At 64.2% G+C, this 16,239-nt stretch carries 17 protein-coding genes and 1 riboswitch; of the genes, 11 read left to right on the top strand and 6 right to left on the bottom strand.

Annotated features, from left to right (window positions below):
- Positions 1-50 precede the first annotated feature (50 nt).
- The 7 genes from gfa (at position 51) to AC4FWB_RS12135 (ending at position 4,878) form a co-directional block, all read left to right on the top strand.
- Positions 51-620: an S-(hydroxymethyl)glutathione synthase gene (gene gfa, locus AC4FWB_RS12165; RefSeq protein WP_491026265.1), complete on the top strand. Its 570-nt coding sequence runs from the start codon at positions 51-53 to the stop codon at positions 618-620.
- Positions 621-749: 129 nt separating this feature from the next.
- Complete coding sequence (locus tag AC4FWB_RS12160; protein ID WP_491026264.1) at positions 750-1,499, top strand: hypothetical protein; 750 nt, start codon at positions 750-752, stop codon at positions 1,497-1,499.
- A 31-nt stretch (positions 1,500-1,530) separates the two neighbouring features.
- Entirely contained in the window at positions 1,531-1,986 is a 456-nt protein-coding gene (locus tag AC4FWB_RS12155) for a YaiI/YqxD family protein (protein WP_491026493.1), read from the top strand.
- A 25-nt stretch (positions 1,987-2,011) separates the two neighbouring features.
- Positions 2,012-2,689 (top strand): DUF1345 domain-containing protein, encoded by a 678-nt coding sequence (locus tag AC4FWB_RS12150; RefSeq protein ID WP_491026263.1) that lies wholly within the window; start codon positions 2,012-2,014, stop codon positions 2,687-2,689.
- A 101-nt stretch (positions 2,690-2,790) separates the two neighbouring features.
- The gene (locus AC4FWB_RS12145) at positions 2,791-3,657 is read left to right on the top strand and encodes a cytochrome b/b6 domain-containing protein (protein ID WP_491026262.1); all 867 of its coding nucleotides are present in this window, start codon (positions 2,791-2,793) and stop codon (positions 3,655-3,657) included.
- Between the two features lies 1 nt (position 3,658).
- Positions 3,659-4,450: a molybdopterin-binding protein gene (locus AC4FWB_RS12140; protein ID WP_491026261.1), complete on the top strand. Its 792-nt coding sequence runs from the start codon at positions 3,659-3,661 to the stop codon at positions 4,448-4,450.
- Entirely contained in the window at positions 4,450-4,878 is a 429-nt protein-coding gene (locus AC4FWB_RS12135; protein ID WP_491026260.1) for a GNAT family N-acetyltransferase, read from the top strand. Before AC4FWB_RS12140 ends, AC4FWB_RS12135 begins: the two co-directional genes overlap by 1 nt.
- A 49-nt stretch (positions 4,879-4,927) precedes the next feature.
- On the opposite strand, the gene AC4FWB_RS12130 is transcribed toward AC4FWB_RS12135, so the two are convergent.
- The gene (locus AC4FWB_RS12130) at positions 4,928-5,476 is read right to left on the bottom strand and encodes a DUF3011 domain-containing protein (protein WP_491026259.1); all 549 of its coding nucleotides are present in this window, start codon (positions 5,474-5,476) and stop codon (positions 4,928-4,930) included.
- A gap of 89 nt (positions 5,477-5,565) precedes the next feature.
- Between AC4FWB_RS12130 and AC4FWB_RS12125 the strand changes: the two genes are divergently transcribed.
- The gene (locus tag AC4FWB_RS12125; RefSeq protein WP_491026257.1) at positions 5,566-6,396 is read left to right on the top strand and encodes a transporter substrate-binding domain-containing protein; all 831 of its coding nucleotides are present in this window, start codon (positions 5,566-5,568) and stop codon (positions 6,394-6,396) included.
- A gap of 2 nt (positions 6,397-6,398) precedes the next feature.
- On the opposite strand, the gene AC4FWB_RS12120 is transcribed toward AC4FWB_RS12125, so the two are convergent.
- On the bottom strand, positions 6,399-7,403 hold the full coding sequence (locus AC4FWB_RS12120) for a hypothetical protein (RefSeq protein ID WP_491026256.1): 1,005 nt from the start codon (positions 7,401-7,403) through the stop codon (positions 6,399-6,401).
- Between the two features lie 189 nt (positions 7,404-7,592).
- Positions 7,593-7,679, top strand: a riboswitch (glycine riboswitch).
- A 149-nt stretch (positions 7,680-7,828) separates the two neighbouring features.
- On the opposite strand from AC4FWB_RS12120, the gene gcvT reads away from it, so the two are divergent.
- The 3 genes from gcvT to gcvP are packed head-to-tail and all read left to right on the top strand — an operon-like array spanning position 7,829 to position 12,132.
- The gene (gene gcvT, locus AC4FWB_RS12115) at positions 7,829-8,929 is read left to right on the top strand and encodes a glycine cleavage system aminomethyltransferase GcvT (protein WP_491026254.1); all 1,101 of its coding nucleotides are present in this window, start codon (positions 7,829-7,831) and stop codon (positions 8,927-8,929) included.
- 7 nt (positions 8,930-8,936) lie between these two features.
- Positions 8,937-9,305: a glycine cleavage system protein GcvH gene (gene gcvH / locus AC4FWB_RS12110; RefSeq protein WP_292118198.1), complete on the top strand. Its 369-nt coding sequence runs from the start codon at positions 8,937-8,939 to the stop codon at positions 9,303-9,305.
- Between the two features lie 16 nt (positions 9,306-9,321).
- Complete coding sequence (gene gcvP, locus AC4FWB_RS12105; protein WP_491026253.1) at positions 9,322-12,132, top strand: aminomethyl-transferring glycine dehydrogenase; 2,811 nt, start codon at positions 9,322-9,324, stop codon at positions 12,130-12,132.
- A gap of 11 nt (positions 12,133-12,143) precedes the next feature.
- Here the strand turns inward: gcvP and AC4FWB_RS12100 are convergent, their stop codons facing one another.
- The 4 genes from AC4FWB_RS12100 to AC4FWB_RS12085 form a co-directional block, all read right to left on the bottom strand.
- Positions 12,144-13,316, bottom strand: a complete 1,173-nt coding sequence (locus AC4FWB_RS12100; protein WP_491026252.1) for a GGDEF domain-containing protein — start codon at positions 13,314-13,316, stop codon at positions 12,144-12,146.
- A 355-nt stretch (positions 13,317-13,671) separates the two neighbouring features.
- Positions 13,672-14,145: a hypothetical protein gene (locus AC4FWB_RS12095; RefSeq protein ID WP_491026251.1), complete on the bottom strand. Its 474-nt coding sequence runs from the start codon at positions 14,143-14,145 to the stop codon at positions 13,672-13,674.
- Between the two features lie 161 nt (positions 14,146-14,306).
- Positions 14,307-15,269 carry a type II secretion system F family protein gene (locus AC4FWB_RS12090; RefSeq protein ID WP_491026250.1) on the bottom strand — a complete coding sequence of 321 codons (963 nt, stop codon included), beginning with the start codon at positions 15,267-15,269 and terminating at the stop codon, positions 14,307-14,309.
- A 1-nt stretch (position 15,270) separates the two neighbouring features.
- Positions 15,271-16,236, bottom strand: coding sequence for a type II secretion system F family protein (locus AC4FWB_RS12085; RefSeq protein ID WP_491026249.1), 966 nt, complete (start codon positions 16,234-16,236; stop codon positions 15,271-15,273).
- Between the last annotated feature and the right edge of the window lie 3 nt (positions 16,237-16,239).

Here is a 16,239-nt window from a genome sequence, read left to right as displayed (position 1 = left end):
GCGGGCGATCATGCCCGCGACCTTCGTGGTCAACACGGGAGGAAACAGGAATGGCGGAAAAACTGCATCCGAAGATCGACAACGGCCTGCCGAAGGAGAGCGCTTCCTTTGCCGGCGGCACGCTGGTCTGCGCCTGCACCAGCAATCCGGTCAAGGTGAAGGTCAAGGGCCAGATCGCCCACAACCATGCCTGCGGCTGCACCAAATGCTGGAAGCCGGACGGCGCGATCTTCTCGGTGGTTGCCGTTGCCGGCACCGGCGACGTCACCGTCACCGAGAATGGCGACAAGCTGAAGGTGGTCGATCCGGCAGCGCTGATCCAGCGCCATGCCTGCACCGGCTGCGGCGTGCACATGTACGGCCCGGTCGAGCGCGACCATCCCTTCAAGGGCCTGTCCTTCATCCATCCGGAGCGCTTCGAGGAGGACGGCTGGTCGCCGCCGGGCTTTGCCGCCTTCGTGTCGTCGATCATCGAATCCGGCGTCGACCCCAGCCGCATGGACGGCATCCGCGGCCAGCTGAAGTCGATCGGGCTCGAACCCTATGACTGCCTCAACCCCGGCCTGATGGACTACATCGCCACCTGGACGGCGAAGAAGTCGGGAGCCTTGGCGGCCTGATGGCAGGCGGGAGCCATACCTGCAGGCGCTGAATGGCCCTTGCGTGAAGTAGCTCATGGACCGTGTCGACGGGCGATCGGATGATCGTCCGTCGCCGTTCTGTCGCAGGGCAGTTGACCGGAGGGGTTCATGCAAGCGCTCTTGATTGCAGCGGCGGTGCTCGTCATCGGGCTCGCCTTGGCCTATGGCATCAAGCGGTTTTCGCTGGGAGACAGCGTGACGCTGATCGCATTGATGCTGATCCCGCTCCTAACCTACGGCGTCATTTCCGGCGACATCAGCGAATTCACCGCGCCCGGTGGCTGGGGCGCGAAGTTTCGCGAGGAAGCCAAGAAGAAGATCGACCCGGTTCCTATCAGTTCTTCGATCGTTGAGGGTGAATTCGTCGCCAAGGGCGACTTCGTCCAGCTCGACAATGTCGACCGCAACCTCGCGCCCGGCGAGCCGGTCTCCATGACGCTGCAGCTTGGTCGTGGCGGTTACTACGAGGCACCGGTCATCGCCCAGTATATTCGGGTCCTCTCCCAGCACGACCCGGAGATGTCGGTGGTGGTGATAGACCCAGCGGGCAAATATGTCGCCTCGGCGAAGGGCAGCGTCGTGCTGGCGCAATTGACCGACACCAAGAACCCCGACCAGATCAACCGGCTGATGGACGCGCTGCGTGGATCAAATCCGGCGCCGATCCTGAAGATCGGCGGTTTCTCCGACAAATCCATCGCCGACACGGCCAGCAATGTCGAAGCCTTGCGCAAAATGCAAAGCGAGAATACAGCCCGGCTGGTGGCTGTTACGCCCGAAGGGGCGCCCGAGGGCGTCGTGCTGCGCGACATGATCGTCACCCGGTTGCTGGTCGAGCTGGCGCCGCAAGACAAATAGCAGCCAGGAGCCTCCGATCGCCCGGGAAGTCATCATCTACGTCGATGCCGACGCCTGCCCGGTCAAGGCCGAGGTAGAGAAGGTCGCGGAACGTCATGGCGTCGTCGTCACTTACGTCTCCAATGGCGGCCTGCGCCCCTCGCGCGATCCGATGATCCGCAACGTCGTCGTCTCCAAGGGAGCGGATGCGGCGGATGACTGGATCGTCGAGAATGCCAGACCCAACGACGTGGTGGTGACTGCCGACATCCCGCTTGCAGCGCGCACGGTGGCGCTCGGCGCGCATGTGCTCGGCCCCACCGGCCGCCCGTTCACGCCAGAAACAATCGGCATGGCTGTCGCGATGCGCGATTTGAAGCAGCATCTGCGCGAGACCGGCGAGAGCCGCGGCTTCAACGCCGCCTTCACACCGAAGGACAGGTCGAACTTTCTCGGCGAGCTCGACCGCATCTTGCGGCGGGCGCTCAAATCCGCCACACCGGACTGATCCGAACGCCTTTCGGGGGCCGGGAATGGGTAGCGATACATCCCTCGACACGCCGATACATCGGCACATGCAGTTCGCTTTGGCCGCAGCCTTCGGCATCGTCGCGCTGCTTCTTGCACTGCTTTTGCGCCTGCCGCTCCCCTATTCGATCGGCGCCAACGTGTTCTTTGCGACCTTCATCATCTTGGTCCTTGCCTTGATGCCGAGGCTTACCGGCCGCTATCTCAGCAAGAACGCGCGCGCCACCGATCTTCCGGTGTTGCTGATCTTCGCCGTTACCCTCTTTGTCGTCGCCATCGCCATCGGCTCGCTGTTCCAGCTCATTAACCAGAAGGATGCCGCGCATCCATGGGAGATCCTGTTTGCGATGCTGTCGATCCCGCTTGGCTGGTTCACCATTCACGCCATGGCGGCCCTGCACTATGCGCATGTCTATTGGATGGGCGGTGATCAGGTCGACGAGAAAACCAAGACGAAGATTCCGGTCGGCGGCCTCGACTTTCCCGGCGACAAAAGGCCGGAAGGTTGGGATTTCCTCTATTTCGCAACCATCATCGGCATGACCGCGCAGACGGCCGACACTGCGATCACGACCTCGCACATGCGCCAAGTCGTGCTCATCCATTCGATCCTGACGTTTTTCTTCAACACGGTGATCGTTGCCGCCGCGGTCAATCTCGCGGTCAGCCTGGGCGCTCCGTAATAAATCCGTGATCGCATGAAACATTGCCTTGTGCGGCGACGTATTGAGGGGAAGACAATGACCTGAAAAGGCCGCGTCGGATAGCGTGGCTGGAGGACGGAATGGATTCTGCTGCCACAAGCCAACCCGCCACCGAGGCGAAGGACACGACGCTGATTTACCGGCAGTCGCGCTGGACGCGCCTGACCCACTGGCTGTGGGCCTTCACGCTGTTCTTCATGCTGCTTTCCGGCCTGCAGATCTTCAACGCGCGGCCGCAACTTTATGTCGGCAAGGAATCGGGTTTCGCCTACAACAACACCATCCTCCAAATCGGTGCCGAGAATACCGACAATGGCCCCCGGGGCTATACGGAAGTCTTCGGGCACCGCTTCGACACAACCGGCGTGCTCGGCTGGTCCGGCCCTCCTGGACAGGAAACGCCGCGCGCCTTCCCGGCTTGGGCGACGATCCCCTCCTACTATGACCTCGGCACCGCTCGCGTCGTGCATTTCTTCTTCGCCTGGGTGCTCTCGGCCACCTTGCTGGTCTGGCTGGTCGCCGGCCTCATCAACGGCCATATCCGTCGCGATCTGGCGCCGCGTGTCGAAGATCTGCGCAAGCTGCCGCGCGACATCGTCGACCATGCGAAGCTGAAATTCCACCACACGCGCGAATACAACACGCTGCAGAAAATTGCCTATGGCGGCGTGCTCTTCGTGCTGTTGCCGCTGATGATCATCACCGGCCTCGCGATGTCGCCGAGCATGAATTCGGTGCTGCCCTGGCTGAATGAAATCCTCGGCGGCCGGCAGACGGCGCGCACCATCCACTTCACCGTCATGGTGCTGCTCGTCCTCTTCTTCATCATCCACATGCTGATGATCCTCGCCGCCGGCCCGATCAACGAGCTGCGCTCGATCATCACCGGCTGGTACCGCACCGACCCGCCCGCAAAGCAAGACCAGCCAACCGAGAGGAGCGCCTGACATGGCAAAATTCCAGATCAGTCGCCGGAAATTTTTGACCTCTGCCAGCCTCGGCCTGTCAGGCATCGCGCTGTCAGGCTGCGATGCCTTCGACAGCGGGCTCGGCGTTGGCGGCGGACTGCGCAGCTTTCTCGAAAACGCCAACGGCCTGACCTGGCGCGCGCAGCGCCTGCTTGCCGGCCGCGACGCGCTGGCGCCGGAATTCACCGAGGCGGACATCCGCCAGCCGCAGCGGCCGAATGGCGTCACCGCGCCCGACGACGACACCTACAAGGGCCTGCTCGCCAACAATTTCGCCGACTGGCGCCTGGAGGTCACCGGTCTCGTCGAGAAGCCGCTGTCGCTCAGCCGCGAGCAGCTCCAGAACATGCCGAGCCGCACCCAGATCACGCGACACGACTGCGTCGAAGGCTGGAGCTGCATTGCCAAATGGACCGGCACGCCGCTGTCGCTGGTGCTCGACCAGGCCGTGGTGAAGCCTGAGGCGCGCTACGTCATGTTCCATTGCCTCGACACGATCGAGCAGAGCCTCTCCGGCGATATCAAATATTACGGCTCCATCGACCTGATCGATGCTCGTCACCCGCAGACCATCCTGGCCTATGGCGTCAACGGCAAGCCGCTGCCGGTGGAAAACGGCGCGCCGCTGCGCGTGCGGGTCGAGCGCCAGCTCGGCTACAAGATGCCGAAATATCTCTACAAAATAGAGCTGGTCGACAGCTTCACCGCCATCGGCGGCGGCCGCGGCGGCTATTGGGAGGACAATGGCTACGACTGGTATGGCGGGATTTGATGACCCCTCGCCTGCAGGCTGAACACGATCTTGCGTCGGCCGAACTCAACGCCATTGAGGAACGCCTCAACAGCGACAACCGGCTTCTCACCGGCCGCGATGACGACCGGGGTCTCGTCTTTGCGCTGCGGGACGAAACCGGACGCGCAGTCGGCGTCGCCGCCGGCTATTCCTGGGCGGGGATCGCCGAGCTCGAGTTGATGTGGGTCGAGGAATCCTATCGGGGCCGAGGCCATGCAAAGGCGTTGTTGAATGCCTTCGTTGCCGAGGCCGCCGCTCGAGGCGCGCGGCGGATTTGGGTTTCGACACACGACTTCCAGGCGCCCGGCTTGTACCAAAAAGCCGGCTTCGAGCGTATGGCCGAATTCGCCGGATGGCCTGAAGGCCATTCCAACATCGTCCTTTGCAAGACGATGGCTCGCCGATAGGCAGCGGCCGGACGCGTCTTGCGTTCGGCATGCAGACCTTGGCGACGGATCATTCGTCCGGATTATCCACCATGCAGCCGACGCCATGGCATCCCTGATAGTTGCCGTGGGTATCGAAATTGGGGTTGCCGTCCCTGTCGAATTGCGGCGTCGGATCGATCGACCGGTCGTCGCGGCGCGGCTTGGGCCTCGGATAGTAATTGTCAGAATGGTGGCCGTGCTGGTTGCTGCTGTCGAGGATCGCGCCGACGATGCCCCCGACGATGATCGCCGCCGCCGCATCGCCGGGAGACGGCCTGCGGCCGGAACCCGCGACCATGAATTCCGCCGAGCAGCCATTGTCGACCCAGATGCCACCGCCGTCATAGCCCCAGCTCCGGCCGAACTGGCAGCGCGACTTCGACAGCCGGTTGGTCAGTTGCACGCCGCCGCGCGTGTCGACCCCGCAATAGGAGTAGCGATAGTCCGCGCTGGAACAGACCACGCGTTTGGGGCCTGCCGCCTGCGCGGCATCGGGCAAAAGCGACAGCTTTGCCGGATTGCCGAAAGCGCAGGCCAGGAACATCATCGAACCGGTAACCGCCATCCGCGCCGACATCGGCAAATCTCCATCAGGTTCCGCTATCGACAGAATGGCACCTCTGTGTAAATCTGACAACCAGAGGGGCCAGCAGCGAGGTTGTATTCATGCGCGCTAAGATATTCGCCGCGATTATACTTGCTCTTTCTGCCTGGTTGACTCTTTTGCCGGCTCGCGCCGACGACAGTCTCAAACGCGTTATCGACCAGAAGACGCTGACGGTCGGGGTGGCAATCAATCCGCCCTGGATCCTCAAGAAGGCCGACGGCAAGTTCGCGGGCTACGATGTCGATCTGACCAATGCGCTCGCCTCGGATCTCGGCGTTGAGTTGAAGCTGGTCGAGGTGCCCTGGAACGACCTGAAGGCGCGGCTGCTCAAGGGTGACTTCGACCTGATCGCGGCCGGCTATGCCAGCACGCCGGAGCGCGCCCGCGAGGTCGTATTCTCCAACCCCACGGGCGCCGCCGACATCCGCATGGTTGCCTCCATTGCCAGCCTCGGCAAGCGGCCGGGCAAGACGCTGACGGCGCCTGGCTACAAGATCGCCGTGCTCTCCAATTCCACCGATGAGGCGGCCGCCAAGGAAGCCTTCCCGAAGGCGAGCATCCTGTCCTTCGACAACACCGCAGACGTCTTTGCCGCGCTCATCGGCGGCAATGCGCAGGCCATGGTGGCCACGTCGCCGACGCCGCAAATGGCGGCCAGGCTTTATGACGCGAAGTTCAAGCTGGTGGGCGGCCCGCTGCTGCGCACGCCGGAAGCCTTCGCCTTGCGCCCCGACGACATTCGCCTCATCCAATACGTCAACAACTGGATCGGCGCGCGCACCGCTGACGGCACCATCGCGGGCATCCGACGCTACTGGTTCGGCGGCTTCAAGTGGATGTCACGCTTCGACACTGGCGCCAAGCCGGAACAAGCGAAGCCGAAGCAGTAGCCTCAAGCCACTTTTTCTAGCAGCGGCTTGAGCGCCGGATGGATCTCCGGCGAGGCATGCTTGATCAGCGTGAGCAGCGCGCGCTCGTTGTCGCGCAGCGGACGTTTGCCCTCGCCGATGCGCTCGGCCAGCCACTTGGCCTCGCCGGCGTCGATCGTTTCGGCGCGGCGGGCGAGCGCTTCGGCCGCACGGTTCTTGGCCTCCCACTCGGCCTCGATATCGCCGGGCGAATGGTAGGCACCGAGGATGCCGGCAAGCCCACCCGACACCATGCGGCTAAAGAAGCCGCCGATCTCCGGGTCGGCATGCTCCAGGAAGGTTTCGTGGCGCAGCGCCACCTCGCGCGTGGGCGGCTCGTAGCCGGCCGAGCACATGACGTAATTGGCGATCGCCTTGACGAAGAGGTCGTTCCAGGAAGGATCGTTGCTGGCCGCCGCGGTCTGGTCGTTGATCCTGAACAGGATCTCGGCTTCAGCCTTGGTGATGGCGATGTTGCCGTCGCCGCCATAGGCATAGAGGATGCGGCGCAAGAGATCGACCTCGGCCTTGGCGATCAGCCCGGGCACAAGGTCGCCGCCGAGCATAAGCGGGCCCTTGCCGTCGATCACCGCGTTGGCGACCTGCTCCAGCGCATAGGCCGAGAGCCTGCTGGGCGACGATTTTGCTTCCTCCAGCACATGCACCAGGAGCTCGAGCTCGGTGCGGCTGTCGACCATACCGTCGCGCGAGATGGTGCGGACCAGCCAGCCGGCATTCTCCCCGGAGATATAGCCTTCCGGCTTTTCCTGGTGGACGACGTAGTCGGTCACGGCTTCGACGAAGAACGGCGCCCATTCCGGGCACTTGTCGCGCGCCGTCTGATCGAGCGCGAACAGCGCCTCGGCCTCGCCGCACGTCACGACGCCGTCGGCGAACACTTCGCGCCGCAGCATCGTCACGTCCTCGGCCGTGATGCGGTTCTTGGAGGTCAGCCCCGCCACCGGAGCGCTCATGATCAATTCGCCCATTGCCGTCCCTGCCCCTTCGCCGATTCCTGGCGAACCCCGATAGTCGTCCATACAGCCTATCAGCAGTGTCTTGAGAAACCGGCAAACCGCTTGGTTAGCGAAGACTTGTCGTCAACATGTCGCTGGGAGGTGACAAGGTGTCGCCGACGGGCTATGGATGGCGTGTCGAGGACTCAGGCGACTGAGTCCCACCTGTTTGCGGGAGAGAACAGCGAGAGCTGTCGCCGAAGGGGAAATCGCCCGAAATCTCTCAGGCAAAAGAACCGTGGACGGGAAAGACAACTCTGGAAAGTCGGGAATCTTCCCGCGCCGAAGGTGTAAGCGCTGCCGACAGAGTTACGGGGCGCGAGTCTCTCAGGCTTCAGACAGAGGGGCACGGACTAGGCCGCCAGCGGCGGTCGATTGCGTGCGACTCTGGAGAAGACATGACGGACGAAGCCACCAAACACCTACCCCTCGAGGATTTGCATAACGCCGCAGGCGCGCGCTTCGGCGCGTTCGCCGGCTGGTCGATGCCGCTGACTTATCCAGCGGGCGTGATGAAGGAGCACCTTCACACGCGCGAGCATGCCGGCCTGTTCGACATCTCGCATATGAAGCTGTTCGAGGTCGCCGGCCTGGGCGCCGCCTCGCTTCTCAACCGTGCCTGTCCGCTCGATGCCGGCGCGCTGGAGATTTCCCAGTCCAAATACACTTTTTTCCTCAATGAGGCCGCCGGCATCATCGACGACCTGATCGTCACGCGGCTCGGCGATGATCGCTTCATGGTGGTGGCCAACGCCGGCAATGCAGTCGAGGACGAGAAGCACTTGAGCGCCCTGGTCGCCGATTTCGACGCCAAGGTCGAGCCGCTCGACCGCGTCTTCCTGGCCATCCAGGGACCGGACGCCTGGGCCGCGCTTGCGAGGGCCGGCATCGAAACCGGCTCGCTGCTCTTCATGCATGGAGTGGAGCCCCGGAAAAACTGGTTCATGAGCCGCTCCGGCTACACCGGCGAGGACGGTTTCGAGATCGGGCTGCCGGAGGCGGATGCCCGCGATCTCGTGGCGAAGCTGCTGAAGGACGAGCGCGTGCAGTGGATCGGCCTTGCCGCTCGCGACAGCCTGCGGCTGGAGGCCGGGCTCTGCCTGCACGGCCAGGACCTGACGCCCGAGATCGACCCGGCAAGCGCCGGTCTGATGTGGGCCATCCCCAAGGATGTCCGCGCCTCCGGTCATTTCATCGGCGCCGACGCGCTGCGCTCGATCCTCGAGCGCAGCGCGTCGCAGAAGCGCGTCGGCCTGAAGCCCGACGGCCGTCAGCCGGTGCGCGCCGGGGCGGCGCTGGTCGACGCCGACGGCAATCCGGCAGGCCATGTCACCTCGGGCGGTTTCGGCCCCTCGGCAGGCCACCCGGTCGCCATGGGCTACGTCAACACCGCGCTGGCCAAGCCCGGCGCCAGACTGTTCGCCGACGTCCGCGGGACGAAAATACCGGTCGACGTCACCTCGCTCCCCTTCACGCCACATCGCTACCGCAAAGGATGAATTCCCGATGGCAAACACCTATTTCACGGAAGACCATGAATGGCTGCGCGTCGAAGGCGGAGTCGCCACCGTCGGCATCACCGACTACGCGCAGGAGCAGCTCGGCGATCTCGTCTTCGTCGAACTGCCCGAAATCGGCCGCAAGCTCGCCAAGGGCGACACCGCGGTCGTCGTCGAATCCGTCAAGGCGGCGTCGGACGTTTACGCGCCGGTCGACGGCGAGATCACCGAAGCCAACACATCGCTGTCATCCGACCCTTCATTGGTCAATTCGGCGGCGACCGGCGACGGCTGGCTTTGGAAGATGAAGCTTTCCAACGAGAGCCAGCTCGCCAGCCTCATGGATGAGGCCGCCTACAAAGCCCATATCGGCTGATATCAGGATTTTGGAAATGACCGCAGCACCTATTCCTTTCTCAGCCCGTCATATCGGCCCCGGCATCAACGATGTCAGGGCGATGCTCGCCGTGATCGGCGTTCCGTCCGTCGAGACGCTGATCAGCCAGGCCGTGCCGAGATCGATCCGGCTCGACCAGCCGCTCGACCTGCCCGCCGCCGCCAGCGAAGCGGAAGCGCTAGCCGAATTGTCGGAGATGATGGCGAAGAACACGGTGCTGAAGAGCTTCATCGGCGCCGGCTACCATGGTGTCTTTGTGCCGCCGGTCATCCAGCGCAACCTTTTCGAGAACCCGGCCTGGTACACGGCCTATACGCCCTACCAGGCCGAGATCAGCCAGGGCCGCCTGGAAATGCTGTTCAACTTCCAGACTTTGGTGACGGAGCTCACGGGCCTGCCGGTGGCATCCGCCTCGCTGCTCGATGAAGCCACCGCCGTCGCCGAAGCCGTCGGCATCGCGCTTCGCCATCACCGCGACAAGCGCACCAAGGTAGCGCTCGCCGGCACGCCGCATCCGCAAACGCTCGACGTCGTGCGCACCCGCGCCGAGCCGCTCGGCACCGAAGTCGACGGCGAGACCATCGACGACAACACCGCCGCCCTGCTCGTCTCCTGGCCGGACACGTTCGGTGTCTATGGCGACCACAAGGCGGCGATCGAGAAGGCTCGCGCCACCGGCGCGCTGGTCGTCTTCATCGCCGATCCGCTTGCGCTTACGCTGACCGATGCGCCGGCAAAGCTCGGCGCCGACATCGCCGTCGGTCCGATGCAGCGTTTTGGCGTGCCGATGGGCTTTGGCGGCCCGCACGCCGCCTATTGCGCCGTTTCCGACAGGCTGACCCGCCTGATGCCCGGCCGCCTTGTCGGCCAGTCGACCGATACCATGGGTCGCCCGGGCTACCGGCTGGCGCTGCAGACGCGCGAGCAGCATATCCGCCGCGACAAGGCGACCTCCAACATCTGCACCGCGCAGGCGCTGCTTGCCAACATGGCGACGGCCTATGCCATCTGGCACGGCCCCACCGGCCTGCAGGCGATCGCCGAGCGCATTCACACCCTCGCCAACCGCCTTGCGGCGGGGCTGAAGGCGGCGGGCGTGACAGTTCTGGGCACACACCGCTTCGACACGGTGACGGCGGAAGTGAAGGGTAAGGCCGCGGCAACAGCCGCCGCTGCCGAAAAGACCGGCCGGCTGCTGCGCGTCATCGATGCCGACCGCGTCAGCATCGCCTTCGACGAGACCTCGACGGAAGCCGACCTGGAGGCGATCGCGGCCTTGTTCGGCGCCAAGTCCGACACGGTGGAAGCCGGCTCCATGCCCGGCAGGCCGCGCGGCAAGGAGTTCCTTACCCAGCCGGTCTTCCATGAGAACCATTCCGAGACCGACATGATGCGCTTCCTGCGCCGGCTGGCCGACAAGGATCTCGCGCTCGACCGCGCCATGATCCCGCTCGGCTCCTGCACGATGAAGCTCAACGCCGCCGCCGAGATGATGCCGGTGAGCTGGTGGAATGTCGCCAACCTGCATCCCTTTGCGCCCGCTGGCCATTCGGCAGGCTACCGCGCCATGGTCGGCGACCTGGAGGCCTGGCTGTCGGAGATCACCGGTTTCGACGCGGTCAGCCTGCAGCCCAATGCCGGCAGCCAGGGCGAATATGCCGGTTTGCTCGCCATCCGCGCCTATCACCGCTCGCGCGGTGAAAGCCATCGCACTGTCTGCCTGATCCCATCCTCCGCGCATGGCACCAATCCGGCGAGTGCTGCGATGGCGGGCATGAGCGTCGTCGTCGTGCGCTGCGCCGAGGACGGCAGTATCGACATGGACGATCTGAGGGCCAAGGCCAACGAGCATTCCAAGAACCTCGCGGCACTGATGTTCACTTACCCCTCGACTCATGGCGTCTACGAGGAAGGTGCGCGCCACCTCTGTGCCCTGATCCACGAGCATGGCGGCCAGGTCTATTTCGACGGCGCCAACCTCAACGCCCTGGTCGGCCTCGCCCGACCGGGCGACATCGGCGCCGACGTCTGCCACATGAATTTGCACAAGACCTTCTGCATCCCGCATGGCGGCGGCGGCCCGGGCGTCGGCCCGATCGGCGTCAGGGCGCACCTGAAACCCTATCTGCCGGGCCATGTCACGGAAGGATCCGCGCATGCGGTGGCCGCCGCGCCCTTCGGCAGCGCTTCCATCCTGCCGATTACATGGATGTATATCCGCATGATGGGCGGCGCAGGCCTGAAGCAGGCAACCGAGACGGCGATCGTTTCCGCCAACTACGTGGCGACGCGGCTCGCGCCGCACTTCCCGCTCCTCTACAAAGGCAGGCACGACCGTATCGCCCATGAGTGCATCCTCGACACACGCGTGCTCAAGGAGAGCGCCGGCATCAGCGTCGACGACATCGCCAAGCGCCTCATCGACTACGGCTTCCACGCGCCGACCATGTCGTTCCCGGTTGCCGGCACGCTGATGGTCGAGCCGACCGAATCCGAGCCCAAGCGCGAGCTCGACCGTTTCTGCGAGGCGATGATTGCGATCGCCGGCGAGGCGGCCAAGGTGGCGAAGGGCGAGTGGCCGCTCAACGACAACCCTCTGGTCAATGCCCCGCACACCGCCGCCGAGGCGCTGACTAGCGCATGGACTCATCCCTACTCGCGGCTCGAGGCGGCCTATCCTGCCGATGACGCCGATCTGTCGGCGAAATACTGGCCGCCGGTATCGCGCATCGACAACGTCGCCGGCGACCGCAACCTGGTCTGCTCCTGCCCGCCGCTAACGGAATATCTCGGCGCCGCGGAGTAACCGAAGCGGATTCAGGCGGAACGCAAGGCCGGCCCCGCGTCGGGCTGGCCGGTCTTTTCCTGAACGACGACGCGATTCCTGCCGCCGCGCTTGGCGGCATAGAGCGCGGCGTCCGCCTCGGCCAGCACCTCGTCCAGGGTCCGGCCGTCGGCGGCGCCAAATCCCATGCCGCCGCTGACGCTGCTGCGCAGCGGGCCGCGATGGGTCGGAACGATTTCGGTACCGAAAGCGACGCCGATCCGGCTTGCCATGTCATGCGCCTTTTCCGGCGTCATGCGCGACATGACGAGCGCGAATTCCTCGCCGCCCAGCCGGAAGGCGTCGACCCCGGTCCGGCCGTATTTCTTGATCACCGCCGCGAAGCGGCAAAGCACCTGATCGCCGACGGGATGGCCGAAGACGTCGTTGGTCGCCTTGAAATGGTCGAGATCGAACATCGCGACCGCCATGAACGGACCGAAGCTGCGATCCCCGTAAAGCTCGCTCAGCGCCCTGCGGTTCATCAGGCCGGTCAACGGATCGGTCATCGTCTCGGCCTTGAGCTCGATCTGCGCCTGCAGATGGTGCAGCGAAAGCGTCAGCGCGCCGAGGCCGGTCATGCAGGCGACCGCGACGACGGAGTTCAACCGCTCAGCCCAGTTGTCGGGCGCAGCGCCGAGAACCCATTGCCCCTGCACCAGCAGCACCAGGCCGCACAGCGCGAAGGATACACCGCAGGCCCCGCTCAGGAACGAAACGACGAGCAGGATCCGCCGGTCGTGATCCCCCTTCATCCAGAACATCGTTCCGATCGCCGCGAGCAGCGCCGTCACGGCCGCGTAAGTGATCTGGAAGCCGATGCCGTCGAAACCGAGATAGGTGAAAGCGGCGCAGGCGGCCATGGCTGCCAGCGTCGGCAGGATGGCGCGACGGTAGTCGCGAAAGCCCAGATACTGCATGGCCGACAGGCAGATGACGAGGAAGCCCAGCGTGAGCAGTGCAAGCACCAGTTGGCAGAGCCGGGGATCCGCATCCTTCGTGTAGCGCCAGAACGCGACGACATGGGCGACGAGCACGAGAATGCCGCCGGCGACCGTCAGCACGAAGCGCGCCCGCGGAGTGGTGAGCCAGATCGCGAACATGGTGATGCTAAGGCACGTGCCCGACAGCGCCGCCGCGAGCAGGAGCGAACTGAAATCCAACATTGGTGAGCCGCAAGCCTCTTGGGATTATCGGTTGCGCTGCATTCTAGGTTAACGGCGGCCCGCCGACACCGTTTTCAGATAATCTTTCGACCCAACCTTCGGACAAGGTTTACAAAGCATCCACTACTTCGCAGGACTGATGTGAAGACTGAGGACGTTCTGGTTTATATTGAAACAGTTCTGTTTCCGCCATCACGAGACCATCCGCCGGAAAAACGGCGCGCCCGATATTTTTGCATCGGGCAAACCGGCCGACAGGGCGGGCATTCGCTAGGTGCAATCGATTATCGGGCGCGCTTGGCCCGTTTTTGGGACGTGCGGGTCCACCCCTTGGCCGGATGAACCATGAAGGGCTCTAGCTCTTGTCGAGCAAAGCCAGGTTGGCATTGACCACGGTCTGGTCGGCCAGGCCGGCCCTGGCTTCGAGCAGCAGCGCCCTTGCCTTCTTCTTGTTGCCGCGCAGCAGCTGCGAATAGCCCATATTGTTGACGATCTGCGGCTTGCGCCCGGCGACCCTCAGCAACTGGGCATAGGCGCGGTCGGCGAAGTCGAAGCGGCCGAGCTCGTCATAGGAGGCGGCAAGCCCCATCCAGGCTTCCGCATTGTCGGCCTTGAGCTCCACCGCCTTGCGGAAATGCTGCTCGGCAAGGCCGAAATTCGCCTCGCGGAACTGCGCCTTGCCCTCCACCAGGTCGCTGGCGCTGATGTCCTTGGCCGTTGGCTGGATCGCGGTGGTCTTGGTCGTGTCGACGTTCGCGTTCGTCGTGCAGCCGGTGATCATCAAGACGGCCGCCAATGCCGCCGCTGTCGTGGGAAGTCCGTGACGCATGCCCCTGCCCCATCGCCCGATTTGCCGGGTCGTTCTTCAGCAAGGACCATAAAGGACAGCGATTAAGCTTCGGTGCCGAAATGCCCCTAAATTTTGGTTGCGCGCAAAGGATGCGTTAACCAGTACGCTGCAGACCGGCATCACCTGAATATCAACACACCTCAGTGCGACGTCAGCTTCACGACGATCGGAATAATGGCGACCATCAGCACCACCGGCAGGATGCAAACCGTCACCGGCACCGACATCTTGGCCGGCAAGGCATGCGCCTTCTCCTCGGCGAGCGACATGCGCTTGTGGCGCATTTCGTCGGAAAAGACGCGCAGCGCGCCCGACAGGCTGGTGCCTAGCTCCTTGGACTGCTGCAGCAGCGTTGCAAAGGAGCGCACCTCGTCGAGGCTGAGGCGGTCGGCGAGCGCCTTCAATGCATCGTCGAGGCTGCGGCCGGCCCTGAGCTCGAGCGACACCAATTGCAGGTTCTGGCTGAGCGACGGATAGGTCCTGGCGAGTTCCTTCGAGACTCGCTCGATGCCGGCCTCCATGCTCATGCCGGCGTCGGAGCAGACGATCATCAGGTCCATGAAATCGGGAAAGCCGTTGCGGTATTCGCGCATCTTTTCCCGCACCTTCTGCGTCAGCACCAGGCCCGGCAGGAAATAGCCGGCCGCTCCCGACAGGATGATGAAGGTCCAGCGGCTGGTCACGGTCGACTCGGCGCTGGCCGCCCAGTGGTTGATCAGGAACGCGCCAAGTGCTGCGCCGACCAGCGCGGCAAAACGGATCAGGAAGAACATGCCGACGGCGCGCGGCTCCATATAGCCGGCCTGGATCAGCTTCAGGCGCAACCGCGCGACGTTTTCCGGGTCGCTCTTGGCGTAGAATTCCTGCGCCCGCTTCACCGCCTTCTCGCGCACGGCGCTGGTGTTCTTCCTTGGCGCCGGCTCTGCCTGCTCGATCGGCTGGACCACCTCGACCTTCAACCGGCGCTTGACTTCGTTGCGATCGCCCTTGGCGACGACCAGCGGCCAGGCCACCGCACCGCCGCCCAGCACCAGCAAAAGCACCGCCACCGGCATCAGCGATGTCGGCGCGAGCGAGGCGAGGAAGCGGATGATGTCTTCCATCTCAGAACCTGAAATTCGACATCTTGAACATGATGGCGTTGCCGAGCAGCAGCCACAGAATGGAACCGCCCAGCATATACCAGGTCTTCGGTATCCCCCACACATCGCGGTAGAACTGCGGCATGAGCACCATGATGGCGGTGAACAGAAGCACCGGCACGGCGGTCAGGATATAGGCCGACATGCGGCCTTCGGTCGAAATGGCGCGCACCTTGCGCCGCAGCTTGCCGCGCTCGCGGATCGTCGCCGACAGCCCGTCCAGGATCTCGCGCAGATTGCCGCCGGAACTGCTCTGGATCGACACGGCGGTGACGAACAGCGGCAGATCCTCATGGCCAACCCGTTCGAACAGGTTGTTAAGCGCCGAAACCAGATCGGAGCCATAAGTCACCTCGTCGGCCACGACGCCGAACTCGGTGCCGATCGGATCGGCCATCTCACGCGCCACCATCGCAATCGCCACCGGCACCGGATGGCCGGCCTTGAGGCCGCGCGTGATCAGCTCCAGCGCCTCCGGCAACTGCAGGCCGAAGCGCTTGTGCCGGCGCTTGCGCAGAAAACGCATCGCCATCACCGGCAAGACCGGCGACAGCACCAGGAACAAGCCCAGGCCGAACAGCAGAGGCAGGCCGTACCAGACGGCGACAAGCGCCAGAGCGAAAGCCACGCCCGAGGTGATCATGAGGAACTTGGGCAGCGGCATGACCATGCCGGACTGCGTGCGCAAGGCGCGAAAGCGATCGAAGGAAAACAGGGACATGCCGCCTTCGACGCCGCGCTCCTTGCGCAACTGGATCAGCACCTGCTCCTGGCTGATCTTGTTCTCCGCCAACTTCATGCGGCGGTTGATCGCCGTGCGCTTGTCGCTGCGGCCGGCATAGAGCAGGTAGCAGCCTTCGGCGATCATGATGCCGGTGAGCGCCGCCGCGGCGTAGACAGCGTAGATCGGGCTGAACCCCTCGAGCACCGG

It is taken from the genome of Mesorhizobium sp. LEGMi-168a, assembly GCF_058312955.1.
The sequence above is the reverse complement of the archived record's forward strand: the minus strand, read 5'-3'. Positions and strand labels throughout refer to the sequence as shown.

Coding starts and splice junctions, on each gene's coding strand:
- AC4FWB_RS12090 (WP_491026250.1), bottom strand. CDS start 15,269: ATGGAAGACATCATCCGCTTCCTCGCCTCGCTCGCGCCGACATCGCTG.
- AC4FWB_RS12120 (WP_491026256.1), bottom strand. CDS start 7,403: ATGGGCGAATTGATCATGAGCGCTCCGGTGGCGGGGCTGACCTCCAAG.
- gcvT (WP_491026254.1), top strand. CDS start 7,829: ATGACGGACGAAGCCACCAAACACCTACCCCTCGAGGATTTGCATAAC.
- AC4FWB_RS12130 (WP_491026259.1), bottom strand. CDS start 5,476: ATGTCGGCGCGGATGGCGGTTACCGGTTCGATGATGTTCCTGGCCTGC.
- AC4FWB_RS12135 (WP_491026260.1), top strand. CDS start 4,450: ATGACCCCTCGCCTGCAGGCTGAACACGATCTTGCGTCGGCCGAACTC.
- gfa (WP_491026265.1), top strand. CDS start 51: ATGGCGGAAAAACTGCATCCGAAGATCGACAACGGCCTGCCGAAGGAG.
- AC4FWB_RS12125 (WP_491026257.1), top strand. CDS start 5,566: ATGCGCGCTAAGATATTCGCCGCGATTATACTTGCTCTTTCTGCCTGG.
- AC4FWB_RS12140 (WP_491026261.1), top strand. CDS start 3,659: ATGGCAAAATTCCAGATCAGTCGCCGGAAATTTTTGACCTCTGCCAGC.
- gcvH (WP_292118198.1), top strand. CDS start 8,937: ATGGCAAACACCTATTTCACGGAAGACCATGAATGGCTGCGCGTCGAA.
- AC4FWB_RS12100 (WP_491026252.1), bottom strand. CDS start 13,316: ATGTTGGATTTCAGTTCGCTCCTGCTCGCGGCGGCGCTGTCGGGCACG.
- AC4FWB_RS12150 (WP_491026263.1), top strand. CDS start 2,012: ATGGGTAGCGATACATCCCTCGACACGCCGATACATCGGCACATGCAG.
- AC4FWB_RS12145 (WP_491026262.1), top strand. CDS start 2,791: ATGGATTCTGCTGCCACAAGCCAACCCGCCACCGAGGCGAAGGACACG.
- AC4FWB_RS12160 (WP_491026264.1), top strand. CDS start 750: ATGCAAGCGCTCTTGATTGCAGCGGCGGTGCTCGTCATCGGGCTCGCC.
- AC4FWB_RS12095 (WP_491026251.1), bottom strand. CDS start 14,145: ATGCGTCACGGACTTCCCACGACAGCGGCGGCATTGGCGGCCGTCTTG.
- gcvP (WP_491026253.1), top strand. CDS start 9,322: ATGACCGCAGCACCTATTCCTTTCTCAGCCCGTCATATCGGCCCCGGC.